The sequence below is a fragment of the Devosia submarina genome (genome assembly GCF_003056345.1).
In the GTDB taxonomy this organism is placed as follows: Bacteria; Pseudomonadota; Alphaproteobacteria; order Rhizobiales; family Devosiaceae; genus Devosia; species Devosia submarina.
In genome coordinates, this window is the sequence record NZ_PYWB01000001.1 from 483,773 (window position 1) to 500,945 (window position 17,173).

At 62.2% G+C, this 17,173-nt stretch carries 7 protein-coding genes; 5 read left to right on the forward strand and 2 right to left on the reverse strand.

The features are described 5' to 3' along the window. Positions 1-40: 40 nt before the first annotated feature. A complete protein-coding gene (locus tag DDE77_RS02235; protein ID WP_108395788.1) occupies positions 41-2,923 on the forward strand; it encodes a bifunctional [glutamine synthetase] adenylyltransferase/[glutamine synthetase]-adenylyl-L-tyrosine phosphorylase in 2,883 nt (960 codons plus the stop codon). A 2-nt stretch (positions 2,924-2,925) separates the two neighbouring features. Here DDE77_RS02235 and DDE77_RS02240 read toward each other — a convergent pair whose 3' ends face one another. Further along, positions 2,926-4,560, reverse strand: a complete 1,635-nt coding sequence (locus DDE77_RS02240) for a sensor histidine kinase (RefSeq protein ID WP_108395789.1) — start codon at positions 4,558-4,560, stop codon at positions 2,926-2,928. 175 nt (positions 4,561-4,735) lie between these two features. Beyond that, positions 4,736-7,381: an aminopeptidase N gene (gene pepN, locus DDE77_RS02245; RefSeq protein WP_108395887.1), complete on the reverse strand. Its 2,646-nt coding sequence runs from the start codon at positions 7,379-7,381 to the stop codon at positions 4,736-4,738. A 292-nt stretch (positions 7,382-7,673) separates the two neighbouring features. Here pepN and DDE77_RS02250 point away from each other — a divergent pair, with 292 nt between their 5' ends. The 4 genes from DDE77_RS02250 to DDE77_RS02265 all read left to right on the forward strand — a co-directional run bounded on the left by DDE77_RS02250 (position 7,674) and on the right by DDE77_RS02265 (position 17,066). Then, entirely contained in the window at positions 7,674-9,521 is a 1,848-nt protein-coding gene (locus tag DDE77_RS02250) for an ABC transporter ATP-binding protein (protein WP_108395888.1), read from the forward strand. Positions 9,522-9,792: 271 nt separating this feature from the next. Further along, on the forward strand, positions 9,793-11,655 hold the full coding sequence (locus DDE77_RS02255) for an ABC transporter ATP-binding protein (RefSeq protein WP_108395790.1): 1,863 nt from the start codon (positions 9,793-9,795) through the stop codon (positions 11,653-11,655). A 454-nt stretch (positions 11,656-12,109) separates the two neighbouring features. After that, on the forward strand, positions 12,110-13,984 hold the full coding sequence (locus DDE77_RS02260; protein WP_108395791.1) for an ABC transporter ATP-binding protein: 1,875 nt from the start codon (positions 12,110-12,112) through the stop codon (positions 13,982-13,984). Positions 13,985-14,543: 559 nt separating this feature from the next. Then, the gene (locus tag DDE77_RS02265; protein ID WP_108395792.1) at positions 14,544-17,066 is read left to right on the forward strand and encodes a beta-mannosidase; all 2,523 of its coding nucleotides are present in this window, start codon (positions 14,544-14,546) and stop codon (positions 17,064-17,066) included. The last annotated feature ends 107 nt before the right edge of the window (positions 17,067-17,173 follow it).

Sequence of the window (17,173 nt, forward strand, 5' to 3'; positions counted from 1 at the left end):
AATTCTTGCCCGCATCGCTGCGCCGGTTTATCCCTGATCTATGGCCATAAATCTCCTTGCCTTGCCCGCCGGCGAATGTCCCCGCTTCAACGCGTGGCTGGAGGAATTGCCGCCCGATACACGCGCCTCCATGGAACGGGTCAGGGCCACCCTCGGCCCGCTGCTCGAATCCGCCCCCTACCTTTTTGACCTCGCCCGCGCCAACAGCGACTGGCTCGCCAAGGCTCTGGCCGACAGCGCTGACGGCGCCTTCGCCGACATCATTGAAGCAATTGTTGGCGAAGGACAGCGCGCCGAGGACGACGAAAGCCTTTCCGCCACCCTGCGCATCGGCAAGGGACGCACCGCCCTTTTGGCCGCCATAGCCGAAACCGGCGGCGCCTGGACCACGGCTCAGTCCACCGCCGCGCTTTCCGACCTTGCCGATGCAGCCTTGGACGCCGCGCTCAACCTCCTCATGCGCCAGGCCGCAAGGCGTGGCCTGCTGGCCATCCCCGCCGATCAAGCTACAGCCGCCAATTCGGGCCTCGCCATCTTCGCATTGGGCAAGCATGGCGGTCAGGAGCTTAACTACTCCTCCGACATCGACATCGTCGCCTTCTATGATCCCACCAAGGGCGTCCTGGCCGATCCTTCCGAAGCCACCAAGATCTATTCCCGCATTATCCAGAAGCTCGTCGGCCTCATGGAAGATCGCCGCGTGCACGGCTATGTCTTTCGCACCGATCTGCGCCTGCGCCCCGATCCTGGTTCCACCCCCGTCGCCATCTCCTTTGACGCCGCGCTCGCCTATTACGAAGCGCGCGGCCAGAACTGGGAGCGCGCCGCCTGGATCAAGGCGCGTCCCTGCGCCGGGGACATTGCGGTGGGCCAAGCGTTCCTTAAGGAACTTGCCCCCTATATCTGGCGCAAGCACCTCGATTTCGCGACCATCGCCGATATCCAGGCGATGAAGCGCCAGATCAACATCGCCAAAAAGGTGGGCGACATCCGGGTCGAGGGCCATAACGTCAAGCTCGGCCGCGGCGGCATTCGCGAGATCGAATTCTTCACCCAGACCCAGCAGCTGATCGCTGGCGGCCGCGACAAATCCTTGCGCGTCAAGCCAACCGCCCACGCCCTTGCAGCCCTCGCCGATGCCAATTGGATCACCCCCAAGGCCGCAACCGAACTCACCCAAACCTATTGGTATCTGCGCGCCGTTGAAAACCGGCTCCAGATGCTGCGCGACGAGCAGACCCATGTCATGCCCGCCACTCCCCAGGACGTGCAGGTAATCGGCCGCCTCATGGGCGAGCCGGACCTGCGCGCCTTCGAAATGGCTTATCGTGCCGCGCTGGAGCGGGTCGCGGACTATTATGCCGAGCTCTTCACCGAGGGCGAAACCCTGGGGAGCGGGGAAGGCAATCTCGTTTTCACCGGCAGCGACGATGATCCCGGAACCGTCGAAACCCTGACCAGTCTGGGTTTTGCCGACGCCCACAAGGCCATCGAAACCATCCGCCGCTGGCACTATGGCAGCTACCCCGCCACCCGTGCCTCCGCCGCCCGCGCCCATCTCACCGAACTTCTGCCTGCGCTCCTTTCCACCTTTGGCACCACCGGCAATGCCGACATCGCCCTCGCCAAGTTCGACGATTTCCTGCGTCGCCTGCCCACCGGCGTGCAGCTCTTTGCGCTTCTACGCGCCCATACGAGCCTGCGCACACTCCTGGTACAGCTCATGGCCTCGGCGCCACGCATGTCGGAAGCCGTGATCCACCGCGCCCATGTCATGGACGCGCTGATCGACCCCGCTTTTGCCGACGACGTCACCCGGCGCGACGTGCTGATCGCAAAGGTCGATGCGTTCCTTGCCGAAGCGCGCTCCTATGAGGAGATCATCGATCGCGCTCGCATCATCGGTCAGGAACAAAAATTCCTCATCGCCGCGGGGCTCCTTTCGGGCACCGTGAGCGGCACTGGAGCCGGGGAGCAGTTCACCGCTCTGGCCGAAACCCTGCTCAATCGCCTCTTTGAAAGTGTACGAAGGGAATTCGAGCGCCGCCACGGCAAGATTGAAGGCGGCAGGGTGGGCCTCCTTGCCTTCGGCAAGATGGCCAGCCGCGAAATGACGGCCACGTCCGATCTCGATTTCATCCTTCTCTACGACGCGCCCGACACCGAGTCGGACGGGCCTAAATCCCTCAGCACCTCCCATTACTACGCCCGCCTGACCCAGCGCCTCGTCGCCGCGATCAGCGCTCCCACGGCCGAAGGCGTTCTATACGAAGCTGACATGCGCCTGCGCCCCTCGGGCAATGCCGGCCCTCTCGCCACCAGCATTACGGGCTTTCGCGCCTACCACCGCGACAATGCCTGGACCTGGGAGCACCTCGCCCTCAGCCGCGCCCGCGTCATTGCCGCCGACGGCGATTTCGGCTTCGAGATCGACGGGGCAATCAGCGAAATCATGTCCCGCCCGCGCAACCGCGCCAACACCATCGCCGATGTGGTCGACATGCGCGCCCGTATCGCCCGCCACCGCAAGCCCTGCCACCGCTTCGATCTCAAGCTTGCTGATGGCGGCCTCATGGATCTCGAATTTATTGCCCAATCGGCCCAGCTGGTTGCCGGCGCACAGATCGGGCTACCTCAGGCGCTGACCGCCCGCGTCCTCTCCCGTCTTGCCGCGCTCGATCTCGTGCCCGATGGCCAGCGCCTCGCGCAAATCCACGATCTTTATTCCATGGTGCTGCAGGTCATGAGTTCAGCGCTGGTTCACCCCTTCAAGCAGGAAGCCTGGTCGGACGCATTCAAGGATCTCTTGGCCGGGCTCACGCACTACCCCGACTTCACCAGGCTTGAACTCGACATTTCGGAGGTGCAGGCCGAAGTCAGCAAGGCCGCAAGCGACTGGTACGGCAAGGCTGCCGCCCTCTAGTTTTATTCCGCCGCCTGCAAATGCTGCTCGGCATGCAGAGGCAAGGAAAACGCCACCGTCGTGCCCAGCGACGGGCTTGAATCGATTGCCATATGCCCGCCCGTCAGCTCGGCGATGGCGCGGGAGATCGAAATACCCAGCCCTGGGCCGACCCCGTCCCGGGTAAAGGTCGCATCGCCCAGGGCAAAGGGCTGCGAGAGGCTTGCAAGCCGCTCCTCGTCCATGCCGATGCCGGTATCGGTCACCTCGATTACCACGCCATCGCGCGCCGCAAACCCGGCCAGCGTGATGCGCCCGCCCTTCTTGGTGAACCGCAGCGAATTTTCCACCACATTGCTCAGCATGCGCGTCAGCCCAAGCCGGTCGCCGCACACAATGGCGCCACAGCTTTCGCCCAGCTGGAAGGTGATCCCGGCGCGCTCCGCCTGCGCCCGAAACCGCTGCACGACGCTGGCCATCACCTGGTCAACCGCCACCGGATCGCTGCGCAAGGCTTTCTGTCCGCTATCGAGTTCGGCAAGGTCCAGGATCGCGGCAAACGACGCCAGCAGATGCTCGCCCGAAGCCTTGATCGACTGCACATATTCGGCATAGCGCGGATCGCCAAGCGGCCCATAGGTCTGGTGCCGCATCAACTCGGCAAAGCCGATGATGTGGTTGAGCGGGGTGCGAATGTCGTGGCTCAAATGGGCAAGGAAGTTGGTTTTAGAACGGCTTGCCGCTTCCGCCTTGAGCTTTTCTTCATGATAGCGCCGCGCCAGCAGCCGCTGCTCTTCGCGAATGGCGTTAAGCAGCATGTCGGTTTTCTTGCGCTCGGTCACATCGCTGATCAGCGTCATGAACCCGCCATCCTCGAGCGGGCGCTCGTCGATCAAAAGGCACGAGCCATCCTCGCGATGCAGTTCCAGCAGGCGGTTCTTGTCGTCGTCATTGATCAGCTTCATATAGCCGCCAACGATCAGCCCCTTGACCACATCATGGTAGGTCACCGGCCGATTGCCCAGATTGAGCCGCTCCCGATACTGGTCATTGCACACCACCAGCTCGCCCGAACGCGTCCAGCATGCAACGCCCAGGGGTATGGCTGAGGCGAGCGTGCGATAGCTGTGCCTTTGCTGAAAATCGGGCATGCCGCCCTTGCGTGGCCGGCAGGTGAGAAGCGTAAGGAGCCCCGCTATGGCAAAGGCCATGCCGCTGCGCTGGGCTATGCCGATCCAGCTTGGATTTTCGAGCGATGCGGTTTCCCGCCGTGCCGCGACCAGCGGGCTCACAAGGCTCGCAGCCCCCAGCATTCCCCCTTCGCCCAGCAGCAGGCTGGCTTGCTTCACGGCTGCAAAGCGCATGGTCGCAAGATCGGAACTGACCGGATCAGTGGCGGGGGCAGGGGATGCAATTTTGGTGCGGGCAGCGCCGTTGGCATTCTGCTGCACAACCGAAGCGATGTCATAAAGGGTGAAAAGTGCGGCTGCGAGGAGTGCAGTGAGCCCGACTGCAGCGGTAACGGGAGAAAGATGGTGCCGGAAAAAGGATGAGCGGTGTGCTGGCGCTTGTGTTGCCTTGCTGCGCCCCCCTGGGAGGGCGTTTTTGCCCGCACCGAATCCGTCGGCGCCGGCGCCGGATGACTCCGCCGACCGCATGAATTTCTCCGTCGATTTAGGGGTCGTCGCCCCGACCGCTTTGCTTATGGGCAACAATGAATCAGGCGTGACTCTGTGTCCAGACCCTCGCACCGCCGATGGGCTGCGCGAGGGGGGAAAGCCGAGTCGCCTGAGTCACTTAGATGGGGAGAAAAAATCTTTCAGCTTTTCCCCATTATTCTGCAAGCATGCGGGAAAGAATGTCCCCCGTATTGCGGCTCAGAGTGCCCGCGGACTGTAGTTCCGACAGCACGATTTTCGCAGTTTCCCGGCGGTTTTTCTCCAGCATCGGCCACACGCGGAAACCGGTCAGGATGCGCGCTGCAACCTGTGGATTAATCGGGTCGATATCCCTCACGAAATCCACCACGAACCGGAACCCGGCCCCATCAAGCCGCGCAAACTGCGTCGGATTGCTCATGGCAAAGGTACCCACAAGCGAGCGCAGCCGGTTCGGATTGGTTTTGGGGAAATCCGGTTCTGCCAAGATATGGCGGATGCGTTCGATTACCTCATCGCGCGGCACGCTCGCGGTCACCGCAAGCCATTTGTCCAGCACCAGCGGATTGCCCCCAAACCGCTGGCGGAAGTCTTCCAGCAGCCTTGGTGCAGCCTCGGTCCAGGCGCCGGCGCTGGCGGCAAGCGCTGCCAGGCGATCGGTCATATTGCCCGCATTGGCATATTGTTGCTCCGCCAACTCGGCAGCACCTGGAGCCTTGCTGGCCACAAGGAGCGCAAGGAGCCTGTTGCGCAAGGCGCGCCGCCCATTGCTTCTGGCATCGGCGGAATAGGCTTCCCCGCTCGCAAGCCCCTCATAGGCCGCAAGGAGCCGCCCGGCGAGCGGCCCAAACACCGCCTCGATCAGTGATTCGCGCACCTCGTGAATACTCGCCGGGTCAACATCCTGACCCAGACTGCGCGCGATCTGAGACTCCGCCGGCAGCGTCAGCGCCAAGGCCTGGAACGCATCATCGAGCCCCGGGCTCGCCAGCGTCTCGGCAAAGGCATCGCCCAGCGCACGCGCCGCTTCATCGCTCCAGCGATGGCCGCCCAGTGCTTCCAGCGCCAGATTCATGCCGACATCCTGCAGCGACTGCCAGCGATTAAACGGATCGCTGTCGTGCCGCGCCAGAAACAGCCGGTCCTCCATGCCCAGCTCCGTATCGAGATGCACTGGCGCCGAAAACTCGCGCAGCAGCGAGGGCACGGGCTTGTTGGCGACGCCGGTAAAAACAATCTCCGCTTCGGCGCTGTGGAGCACGATCATGTTGTCGCGCACTTCGGCGCCACTCACCCCGCTCCAGCTCACGGGGCTCCCATTGGGCCCCAGCAGGTCGAACTTGATGGGCAGCACCAGCGGCTTCTTGTCGGGCTGCCCCGGCGTTGGCTTGGTTTCCTGCGAAAGCTTGAGCTGATAGGTCTGGCTCTGCGCATCATAGCTGTCGCGCACCGTCAGGCGCGGCGTTCCCGCCTGCAGGTACCAAATCTTGAACTGCTCGAGGTCCACGCCATTGGCCTCGGCGAACACCTGAAGAAACGCCTCGATAGTCGTGGCTTCCCCGTCATGCCGCTCGAAGTAAAGGTCCATCCCCTTGCGAAACCCGGCTTCGCCCAGAAGCGTCGCAAGCATGCGCACGATCTCGGCGCCTTTTTCGTAGACTGTCGCCGTATAGAAATTGTTGATCTCGCGATACTGATCCGGCCTTGGAGGGTGCGCCAGCGGCCCACCATCCTCGGGGAATTGCGCCCCGCGCAGCGTCACTACGTCCGAAATGCGCTTCACCGCTCTGGAGCGCTCGTCCGAGGTGAATTCCTGGTCGCGATAAACCGTCAGCCCTTCCTTGAGGCACAGCTGGAACCAGTCCCGGCAAGTGATTCTGTTGCCTGTCCAATTGTGAAAGTATTCGTGCGCAATGACCCGCTCGATACCCTCGTAATCCGCGTCCGTGGCGGTTTCAGGCTGCGCAAACACCAGCTTGTCGTTGAAGATGTTGAGCCCCTTGTTCTCCATCGCGCCGAAGTTGAAATCGCTCACGGCCACGATGTTGAAAATGTCGAGGTCATATTCGCGCCCGAAGCGCTTTTCGTCCCACGCCATGGAGCGCTTGAGGCTGTCCATGGCCCAAAGGCACTGCTCTTCCTTGCCATGGGTGCAATAAATAGCGAGCGCCACCTCGCGCCCCGACATGGTGGTAAAGCTGCCGGTGATGGAGCCCAGATCCCCCGCCACCAGCGCAAAGAGGTAGGCGGGCTTGGGAAAAGGATCCTCCCAAACGGCAAAATGCTTGCCGTCCCCGGCATCGCCTTGCTCCACCAGATTGCCATTGGACAGCAGCACGGGCGCCAGCTCGCGTGGCGCCGTCATGCGCACGGTGAACACGGCCAGATTGTCCGGCCGATCGAGGTAATAGGTGATGCGCCGGAAGCCCTCCGGCTCGCACTGCGTGCACCATGTGCCACCCGAGCGGTAGAGCCCCATCAGTCGCGTATTGTTCTCTGGCCGCAGCGTGACTTCGGTTTCAAGGATAAACCGGCGCAGCGGCGGCTCGTTGATCACAAGCGAATTGCCGTCCGCGAGATAAGCCGACAGCATCAGCGGCGCCCCATCGATCGCAATCGAGCCCAGCGCCAACTCATCCCCATCCCCATCCAGCACCAGCGGCGTTCCCGGCTCTGTCCCTTCGCGCGGCTCCACGGTCAGCAGGGCCCGCACCCGCGTGGTCTCGGCACCGATGGCAAAATCCAGATCGACATGGCTGATCCGGTAAGGGCTGGGCGCGTAATCCTTGAGATAAATCGTGTGTTCTGTTTCGGTGCGCATGCTGATGTCCGCATTGATGTGTGGCCCAGCTGCAACAGCAGTCTCGGCGCTTTTGTGTATTCTGGCCGGCCTGCGACCATCTGGCTCCATCTTCTATCCGCTTGGGAGGATGAAGGGGAGGGGGCTTTCTTGAGTCGGGGCGTGTGTCTCCTCTGCGTCGTATTGCTGGCGTACCGAGCGCGATATCCAATTTCCGGCCGGCTTCGTGTCCGTCCTGCTGCTCCTGACAATTTGTGTCACGGGAGCGCGCGACAGGACATCAAGGCGGTCCGGCCCTTTTATGGTGAAACTCATGCTTCGTTGGTTCGAACAGCGACTCGATCCCTATCCGCCCGCCGACCCTGTGGAGCCACCCAAGGGCCTGGTCGCCTTTTGCCTCCATTATAGCAACGGCGCCAAGAAATGGCTGGCCCTGATGGCCTTTGCCGCCGCAGCTGTTGCCATCGGCGAAATCATCGTCTTTGGCTTCATCGGCGATGTGGTGAACTGGCTTGCCGACGCCGATCGCGAAACTTTCCTTGCGACCGACGGCTGGAAGCTCGCGCTCATGGGCGCCGTGGTCGTGCTCGTCGTGCCAGGCTTTGCCTTGCTCTCGACGCTCACCATGCACCAGACCTTGCTGGGTAACTTCCCCCAGCGCATCCGCTGGATGAGCCATCGCTACCTGATCCGGCAGTCGATGAGCTTCTTCCAGGACGAGTTCGCCGGCCGCATTGGCGCCAAACTGATGCAGACCTCGCTCGCCGTGCGCGAAGTGGTCATGAAGCTGCTCGACATGCTGGTTTATGTCGTCGTCTACTTCACCGGCGCCCTGGTGCTGGCTGCCTCCGCCGATTGGCGCCTGGCCCTGCCATTCCTCGCCTGGCTGGTCGCCTATGTCGGCCTGATGATCTATTTCATCCCGCGCCTGGGCAAGATCTCCCAGGAACAGGCCGACGCGCGCTCCATGATGACGGGCCGCATTGTCGACAGCTACACCAATATCGCCACGGTCAAGCTCTTCTCCCATTCCAATCGGGAGGAGAAATACGCCAAGGAAGCGATGGACCAGTTCCTGGACACCGCCTACCGCCAGATGCGCCTTTTCACCGTGCTCAATGTTTCGGTGCTCTGGTCCAATGCGTTGCTCTTGTTTTTCGTCGCGGGCACCGGCATCTGGCTCTGGCTTGAGGGCCTGATGAGCCCTGGCGCGCTGGCGGTCTCGCTGGGTCTCGTCATGCGCTTCCAGGGCATGAGCCAATGGGTCATGTGGGAAATGTCCTCGCTGTTCGAAAACATCGGCACCGTGCGCGACGGCATTTCCTCGCTATCGGTCTCTCGTGTGGTGTCCGACGTTCCCGACGCCAAACCGTTGCCGGCCATCCAGGGCGATATTCGCTTTGAAAACGTCTCTTTCCACTATGGCAAGAACAGCGGCGTCATCGAGGGGCTGAACCTGCATATCCGTCCCGGTGAAAAGATCGGTCTTGTTGGTCGCTCCGGTGCGGGCAAATCCACCATCGTCAATCTCCTTCTGCGCTTCTACGACCGCGCCGATGGTCGCATCCTCCTTGACGGCCACGACATCGCCCATGTCACGCAGGATTCCCTGCGCGCCAATATCGGCGTCGTGACGCAGGACACCTCGCTCCTCCACCGCTCGGTGCGCGACAACATCATCTACGGCCGCCCCGACGCGACCGAGGAAATGATGCTGAAGGCTGCCGAGCTGGCCGAAGCCACCGACTTCATCGCCGGCCTTTCCGATCTGCAGGGTCGCAAGGGCTTTGACGCCCATGTGGGCGAACGCGGCGTCAAGCTCTCCGGCGGTCAGCGCCAGCGCATCGCCATCGCCCGCGTCCTGCTCAAGAACGCGCCGATCCTGGTGCTGGACGAAGCCACCTCAGCCCTCGATTCCGAGGTCGAAGCGGCGATCCAAAGTCAGCTGCAGCTCCTGATGGAAGGCAAGACGGTGATCGCCATCGCCCACCGCCTCTCCACCATCGCCATGATGGACCGCCTCGTCGTGCTCGACAAAGGCCGCATCGTCGAGCAGGGCACCCACAGCCAACTGCTCGAAACCGGCGGCATCTACGCCCAACTCTGGACCCGCCAATCCGGCGGCTTCCTCGACGCCGACCAGGAAGAAGCAGCGCAGTAAGCGCCTGATCTTCCCGTCATCGTCATTGCCCGGCTTGTCCGGGCAATCCACGCGATGGCACAGCAAGAAATGAACCACCCGGACAAGCCGGGTGGTGACGACCGCAACCAACCCCAACCAAGGAGAAACCCCGATGGGTGACATCATCACGATCCGAGCAAACAACACCGGCAACCCCGCGCTTGCCACCCCAACCAAATCCTCCGATCGATACCGAACCTGACCTCGAGATTAGAACTCCGTCAGGCGCGGCTCACCAGATGAGCTCCTCATGTTCAACCGCGTCATCAGCTATTTCGACAACCTCTATTCGCCCGTAGCGCTCGCAGCCGACCGCCAGCCGCCCATGGGCCTTCGCGCATTCTCGCTCTACTTCATCAACCAGCTCCGGGCCGTCTTCGTCGCCCGCATCGTACTGGTCGCCATCGGCTCGGTCGCCGACGCGCTCATGCCTGTCTTTGTCGGCATGATCGTGGGCTTCCTCGCCACCACCAATCCCGGCGACATCTTCAACGAGCACGGCCAGGCCTTTCTCTGGATGATCTTCGTTGTCGCCCTGGTCCGGCCCTTCACCTTTCTGCTCGATACGGTCATCCGCAACCACTCCATCGTGCCCAACCTCGTGGGCATCGTGCGCTGGCAAAGCCATTGGCATGTGATCCGCCAGAGCTGGACCTTCTTCCAGAACGACTTTGCCGGCCGGATCGCCAACAAGATCATCCAGGCCGGCGAAGCCCTAGAGATCGCCGTGAACCTGGGCATCGACGCCGCCTGGTACGCCCTGGTCTTCGTTGTTGTCGCTGTTATCGTCCTGGCCCAGCTCGATCCGGTCCTCCTGGTCCCGATTGGCCTCTGGATGCTGCTCTATGCCGTGCTCTTCGCCATCACCATGCCCCTGGTCGCCCGCTATTCAGAGGAGCTTTCCGAGGCAACATCGGTGATGACGGGCCGGATCGTGGACAGCTACACCAACATCCAGACCCTCAAGACCTTCTCCACCGATAGCCACGAAGACCGATATGTCGCCGACTCCGTGCTGGAGCACACGGCAAGCTTCCGCAAGCTGATGCGGACTTTTACCTATATGTGGTCGGTCCTCTTCATCCTGAACGCAGGGCTCGTGGTCTCCGTCACCTGGCTGGCGCTGATCGGCTGGAACAATGGCACGCTCACCGCCGCGGCGGTCGCCACGGCCATCCCCTTTGCCCTTCAGATCATGAATATGAGCGGCTGGATCCTCGAGATCGGGTCGTCCATCTTCCGTCAGGTCGGCAATATCCGGGATTCTATGGACACCATTGCCCAGCCTTTGACCATGCTGGACGCACCGGACGCCAAGCCCCTTGAGGTTACAGAAGGCGAACTGGTCTACGACAAGGTTCACTTCAACTATTGGCGCGGCAAGTCCGGCAGCGTCATAGATGACTTCAGCCTTCGCGTAGCGCCCGGCGAAAAGATCGGCCTGGTCGGCCGTTCCGGCTCGGGCAAGTCGACGCTGGTGAACCTGGCCCTGTGCATGTTCGACGTGCAGGACGGCGCCATCCGCATCGACGGGCAGGACATTCGCAATGTCAGCCAGGAAAGCGTGCGGGCCGCCATCGGCCTTGTCAGCCAGGACACGTCCTTGCTGCATCGTTCCGTCCGCGAAAACCTCAAATACGGCCGCCAATCGGCCACCGACGAGGAAATGATCCGCGCTGCCGAACAGGCCAAGGTCCACGATGTCATCATGGGCTTGTCCGACCCGGAGGGTAGAATGGGCTACGACGCCCATGTGGGCGAGCGGGGCGTCAAGCTCTCGGGCGGCCAGCGCCAGCGCATCGCCATCGCGCGTGTCCTGCTCAAGAATGCGCCGATCCTGGTCCTTGACGAAGCCACCTCCGCTCTCGACTCCGAAGTCGAAGCCGCCATCCAGGAGCAGCTGACCACGCTTATGGAAGGCAAGACGGTGATCGCCATCGCCCACCGCCTCTCCACCATTGCCGCGATGGACCGCCTCGTCGTCCTCGAACAAGGCCGTATCGTGGAGGAGGGCACCCACGCCCACCTACTCTCCACCGGCGGCCACTACGCGCACCTGTGGGAGAGGCAATCGGGCGGGTTCTTGGACATGGATGTTGCGGCGGCGCAGTAGTGCTCCCTTCTTGCTCTTGCACTGATCCTCAAGTCGACACCTCCCCCTCCTAGGGGCTTTGAGCCGTCCCGCAGGGCCAATCGCTCCAGTGGAGCGATTGGAGGAGAGAAGGCCATGAGAGCTCTGCTCGAATGGCGATCAAGGAGGGGGTAGGGGAGCCTCAATATCGAGGGTCTCGACACCCCACCCAACCTCCCCCTGGAAGGGGGAGGGGCAAAGGAGAGTGCCTGGCACAATCCTCCCCACCCACGGTGTCACCCCGGCCTTGAGCCGGGGCCCATCCTGAGGTGTTTCCTTTGCGGCTAGGTGGATAGTTCGGCCAAGAAATCGAAGGTAGACTAACATCTCAGGATGGATCCCGGCTCAAGGCCGGGATGACACTGTGGTTTGGAGTTATAGTGCCAGTATAATAATTTCAGCAGACATGGCGGACCGCTTAGTTAAAGTGCCCCCCATGCCCCTCTTCTCCCCCCTCCACCGCATCTTCGAATCCTGGCTCGATCCCTTCCGGCCGGTTGAAAACCTGCAGCCACCCCCATCCGGCCCGCGTTTCTTCTGGCACTATGTCAGCCAGGCCAGGCTGCCCTTTCTCGCCCTCCTGATCCTGGGCGGATCCGTGGCGCTCATCGAAGCCTCGCTGTTCTATTATGTCGGTCGCCTCGTCGACATTCTCGACGCCGCCAACCAGAGCGAGGGCTGGAGTGGGCTCCTCGCCCGCAACGGCCCCGAACTCATCCTCATGCTCGTGGTGGTCCTGGGCGTCCGCTTCATCATCACCTGGCTCTCTGCCGTCGTCGAAGAGCAAACGGTCAATCTGGGCTTCTACAATCTCGTGCGCTGGCAGGCCTACAGGCATGTCATTCGCCAGAACCTGAGCTTCTTCCAGAACGATTTCTCTGGCGCCATTGCGAGCAAGATCTGGCAAGCCGGTGGCGCTGTGGGCGATTTCATGGTCGCCGCCCTCCAGGTCGTCTGGTTTATCGCCGTTTACGCCCTCACCACGCTGATCCTCGTGGGCCAGCTCGATTGGCGCCTCGGCGCCGCCGTCGCACTCTGGATCGTCACCTTTTCGCTCCTTGCCTGGTATTACGTGCCCCGCATGCGCAAGCGCTCAGCCGCCGCGGCCGAATCCGCCTCCGCGCTTACCGGCCGCATCGTCGACAGCGTCTCCAATATCCAGACGCTCAAGCTCTTCTCATCCCAGGATGAAGACGACAAATTCGTCCGCCGCGGCTTTGACAACTTCCTCGCCTCCATGACCACGCTGGCCCGCACCTTGGTGGGCGTGCGCTCAGCCATGGGCATGCTCTCGGGCATCGCCATTGCGGGCATCGGTGCGCTGGCTGTTCACCTCTGGACGCAGGGGCTCGTTTCGGTCGGCGGCGTCGCCTTCACCCTTTCGCTTGTCCTGCGCCTCTACAATCTCCTTGGCCGCATGATGAACCAGCTCAACGGCCTCATGCGCAATTACGGCACCGCGCAAAACTCCGCCGATCTCATCGCCCGCCCCCTGGGCCTCGTCGACAAGCCCGACGCCAAGCCTCTGAGCATCACCGAGGGCCGCATCCGCTTCGAAAACATCACCTTCCACTATGGCCGCGACAACGGCATCATCGACTGCTTCAATCTCGACATCGCCCCCGGCGAGCGCGTCGGCATTGTTGGCCGCTCCGGCGCGGGAAAATCCACCCTGGTCAGCCTCCTGCTGCGCTTCTACGACCTCCAGGGCGGCCGCATAACCATTGATGGGCAGGATATTTCGGACGTCACCCAGGCTTCGCTGCGCGCCAATATCGGCGTCGTCACGCAGGACACTGCGCTCCTCCATCGCTCCGTGCGCGCCAACATCGCCTTTGGCCGCAACGACGCCAGCGAGGAAGACCTCCTCAACGCCGCCCAGATGGCCGAGGCGGATGAGTTCATTTCCGACCTCGTCGATTACCGTGGCCGCACCGGCTACGACGCCCAGGTGGGGGAGCGCGGCGTCAAGCTCTCTGGCGGCCAGCGCCAGCGCGTCGCCATCGCCCGCGTCCTCCTCAAGGACGCGCCCATCCTGGTCCTCGACGAAGCCACCTCTGCCCTCGACAGCGAAGTTGAAGCCGCCATCCAGGAACAGCTCGAACGCATGATGGCCGGAAAAACCGTCATCGCCATCGCCCACCGCCTCTCCACTATCGCCGCCATGGACCGCCTCATCGTCCTCGAAAAAGGCACCATAGTGGAGCAGGGCACCCATGGCGAACTGCTGGCGCTGAACGGTCAGTACGCACGGCTATGGGAGCGGCAGTCGGGTGGGTTCCTGGATCCGGACGTCGGACCAGTCGAGTAGGGCAAGGATCTTTCAGTCGACACCTCCCCCTTGCGGGGCTTCGACCCGTCCCGCAGGGCCAATCGCTCCAGTGCAGCGATTGGAGGGGAGAAGGCCATGAGAGCTATGCTCGAATGGCGATCAAGGGTGGTGAGCCCAGTATAGGATCAGTCGAGTAGGGCAGGGATTCTCAGTCGACACCCTCCCCCTTGCGGGGAGGGATCAAGGGTGGGGGCGGTTAGCCCGGATGTCGCTGCCATTGGCCGCAAGATTAGGGCGTCCCGCACACGACATAGTGGCTCGCAGCACTCCCTCCCAACCTCCCCCGTCAAGGGGAGGTGCAGCACCGTGTATGTCGCACCCCCCTAACTGACCCACCAAAACCTCAGTCGACACCTCCCCCTCCCAGGGGGAGGATCAAGGTGGGGGTGTGCCCGGCCCTGAACCTCTCCCCCACCACCCCACTGGAAAAACCCAAAATCCCCCATTGGAACCCCGCCAAAGAGCGGCTATGCATCGTTGCAATCGATTTCGCCCAGCCTAAACCAGCTGCTGTCCTCGCGACGCACCAGGAGCCCTAATGTCCCCCAATACTTCCTATTCCGCCCTCGACCTCGCGGGCTCCTTCCGCCTGACTTCCCCCACAAAGTCCGACATCGACCTGCCGATCACCCTGCCGGGAGACGTGCATCAGGCCCTGCTGCAGGCCGACCGCATCCCCAATCCCTATTTCGGCGAAAATGAAAAGACGGTGATGTGGGTCAACGAAACCGCCTGGTCGGTCGAACGCAGCTTCACCGCCTCCGCCGCCCATATCGATGGCTATCTCACCCTCACCTTGGCCGAAGTCGACTGCATCGCCACCATCCTGCTCAATGGCGAAGTGGTCGCCAAAACCGACAACAGCTTCATCCGCAACGACATCGACGTTACCGGCAAGGTCCGCGAGGGCGACAACACGCTGCGCATCGAGTTCGACATCGCCCCTGATGTGGCCAAGGCGCGCGCCGACGCGCACCCTTTCCCCATTCCCTTCACCAAGAACTACCAGACCAATGGCCTGAAGGGCATCCACATGAACTTCATCCGCAAGGCCGCCTGCCATGCGGGCTGGGACTGGGGCATCTGCCTCATGCCCATCGGCGTCTACGGCACCATGACCTTGCGCAAGTCGCGCCTCGCCCGCCAGGAGAGCGTCCAGGTCGACCAGGTTCACGCCAACAACTCCGTGGAACTGTCGATCAAGACTCGACTTTTCGCCTTCGCTCACGGTCAAGTGGAACTTGAACACACCATCGACGGGCAGACGGTCACCGACAAGCTCGTGGTGCAAAAGGGCGAAAACGTCTTCACCCACAACGTCACCATCCACAATCCCAAGCTCTGGTGGCCCGCAGGGCAGGGCGAGCAGCCGCTCTACGAACTCGTGACCAACCTCGATGGCGAAAAGACCACCCGCCAGATTGGCCTGCGCAAGCTCGAATGGATCGTGGAAAAGGACGAGATCGACCACAGTTTCAAGTGCCGCATCAATGGCCGCGACATCACCATGATGGGCGCCAACTGGATCCCCGCCGACGCCATTCCGTCGCGGATTACGCCTGCGGTCATCCGGGACCTGCTGGAAAGCGCCAAGGGCGCCAACATGAACATGCTCCGCATCTGGGGCGGCGGGCAGTATGAGCCCGACTATTTCTATGAGCTCTGCGACGAGCTCGGCATCCTCATCTGGCACGATTTCATGTTCGCCTGCATGAGCTACCCGTCGGACCGGCCGTTCCTCGAAAGCGTGCGCACCGAGATCACCCAGCAGGTCCGCCGCCTCTCGCACCACGCCTGTATTGCCCTCTGGTGCGGCGACAACGAGGTCATCGGCTCCCTCAGCTGGTACCCCGAGACCAAGGCCGATCCCGGCCGCTACATCGCCAATTACGACCGCCTCAATTCCATGCTTGGCAACATCGTGGAAGACGAAGACCCCGTCCGCCGCTTCTGGCCGTCCTCGCCGTCCCTGGGCTATCTCGACTTCTCCGACGGCTGGCATTCCGACACCCGCGGCGACCTCCATTATTGGGACGTCTGGCACTCCGCCAAGGCCTTTGAAGCCTACCGCACGGTGCATCCGCGCTTTGCCTCCGAGTTCGGCTTCCAGTCCTTCACCTCGATGAACGTTATCGAGACCTTTGCCGAAGAAAAGGACCGCAACCCGTCCTCGCCGGTCATGGAAATGCACCAGCGCAATGATGGCGGCAATGCGCGCATCCTTGAAACCATGACGCGCTACTTCCGTTTCCCCAGCAATTTCGACCAGATGGTGTTCCTGAGCCAGATCCAGCAGGGCCTGGCGATGAAGACCGCCATCGAATACTGGCGCTCCACCAAGCCGCGCTGCATGGGCACGCTGTTCTGGCAGATCAACGACATCTGGCCGGTGGCTTCATGGTCGAGCCTTGATTATGGCGGGCAGTGGAAGCTGCTCCAATACATGGCCAAGCGCTTTTTCCTGCCCGTCAACGTCGTTGCCGTCCCGGTGAAGTCCGAGGTCCGCACCAATTCGCGTGGGCTCCCTGTCCAGGGCGATCTGCCCGACACCATCGTGCTCAAGGGCATCAACGACACGGCCGGCCCGGTCTCGATCAGCCTTGAAGTGCGCGCCGTCAAAGTCGGCGGTGGCGACCGCGTGGTCTTCTCCGGCAATTCAGCCATCGGCCCCGATGCCGCGATTGTCGTCACCGAAGTGCCCATGGAAGAGCTTGAAGCCGACGAATTCCTTTTCTTCTCCTGGCGCGATGCCGAGGGTATACTGCTCGGCGAGAACGACTTCTTCCCCAAGGCCTACAAGGCCTACGAAATCGTCCCGACAGAGGTCAGAGGGAATTGGTCCGATCGCGATGGTCAGGCCGTCCTGACGCTCGAGTCGGACAAACCGGCCTTGTTCACCACGGCCACGGTGGACATTCCGGGCTACTTCTCCGACAACGCCGTGACGCTCCTGCCGGGCCGCAAGACCGAACTGGTCTTCACCCCCCGCCATGGACGCTCGGTAACCTCGGGCGAACTGGATCCTTCGCTCAAAATCCGCAATCTCAGCGAGACATTCTAAGCCGCATTTCGCTCACCAATTCACATGAAGTGCTGTAGTCAACGATAACAGTCTGCTACCCAGTAGCCTTCATCTGCTACACCTCGCTAACCCAGATTTGGCGGCCT